This is a genomic window from Arthrobacter sp. TB 26, assembly GCF_000427315.1.
GTDB lineage: Bacteria > Actinomycetota > Actinomycetes > Actinomycetales > Micrococcaceae > Arthrobacter.
Genome location: NZ_AUPJ01000298.1, coordinates 1 through 1,319, shown reverse-complemented (window position 1 = coordinate 1,319; position 1,319 = coordinate 1). Strand labels below are relative to the sequence as shown.

1 protein-coding gene is annotated in these 1,319 nt (G+C 69.4%); it reads right to left on the bottom strand.

From position 1 onward, the window contains the following. Nucleotides 1-19: 19 nt before the first annotated feature. On the bottom strand, nt 20-1,162 hold the full coding sequence (locus K789_RS0110795; protein ID WP_416352799.1) for a serine/threonine-protein kinase: 1,143 nt from the start codon (nt 1,160-1,162) through the stop codon (nt 20-22). Between the last annotated feature and the right edge of the window lie 157 nt (nt 1,163-1,319).

Below are 1,319 nucleotides of genomic sequence, written 5' to 3'. Positions count from 1 at the left end.
GCCGGCGGGGTGGGCAGGTTCATGGTTCCACGCTCTTCTGCAGCTCTTGGAGGTGCTGGCCCAGGTCCCCGGTCACGGCCGGATAGGGAACGACGTCGGTTGGTTCGGGTGCTGCGAGGGCGACGGCGGCCGCGATTACACCAGCAACCACCGCCAGGAGCACGAGGGAGAGCATGATCTGGGAGCGGCGGCGGGCCCGCCGGAAGCGCGCGGCGGTCCCGGACAGGAAGGAGACGCGGTTTGTCCGCGGACCGGGTGCTGCGTCCGGGTCCAGAAGATGTCCGGCCCGGGTGCCGTGGCTGGCGCCTGCTCCGGGGGAGGACAGCCGCGGGGGCCGGGCCGGCGGTGCGGGCAGGACCCGGGTGCGCTCTTCGGCGAGGAGCCCGGGAAGTGACTCGGGCGAGACCAGGGCATGCCGCAGCGCCACTTCGAGGTCCGCGGCGGACGGCCGGTCCAAAGGGTCCAGTGCTGTCATGGCCCGGATCAGCTTGGCCCATTCAACCGGCACGGCGTCGGGGATGGCCGGGGCTCGGTGCAGTCTCGCGACGGCGGATTCCACGGCGCTGCCGGGGTACTCGACCTCGCCTTTGATGCATTCGAGCAGGACCAGCCCCAGGGAATAGATGTCGCTGGCCGGTCCCAGGTCGGCGCCCCGCGACTGTTCCGGGCTCAAATACGCGGCAGTGCCCACCATGGTTCCGGTAGCGGTCAGCCGGGTCCCGTCCATGATCCGGGCGATCCCGAAGTCGGTGAGTTTCGGCCGCAGCGGTTCCCCGGGACGGACGGGGACGAGCAGGATGTTGGCTGGCTTGATGTCCCGGTGGACGATGCCGAGCGAGTGCACGTAGGCCAGGGCGTCGGACACGCCGGCTCCGATGACCGCGATCTCATCCAGCGGCAGCGGGCTGTGCCGGATCCGGGCCCGGAGGTCTTGCCCGTCCACCAGTTCCATGGTCAGGAACGGCCGGGGTTCCCCGGGGATCCGGGTGTCTGTGCCGGCATCGAAGAGGGTCACCAGGCTCGGATGGTTCAGGGTGGCGAGGAGTTCAATCTCGGCTTCCTGGCGCCTGAGCTCGTCGGGGTCGGCGGACTGTGGGGCAAAAAGCTTGAGTGCGACGTCGCGGCCGAGGTTCGTGTCCTTGGCTGAATAGACGGAAGCCATACCGCCCCGGCCGATCACTTCCCCCAGCCGGTAGCGGCCGCTCAAGAGCTCCACCGTATCGCTATTGGGCGAACTGTCCACGCTTGTCCCCGTCCTTTTCCCCCGGCGCCACGGCGGCGCCTCTGAAGAATGATACCGGGACGGGTATCGGCTCCCC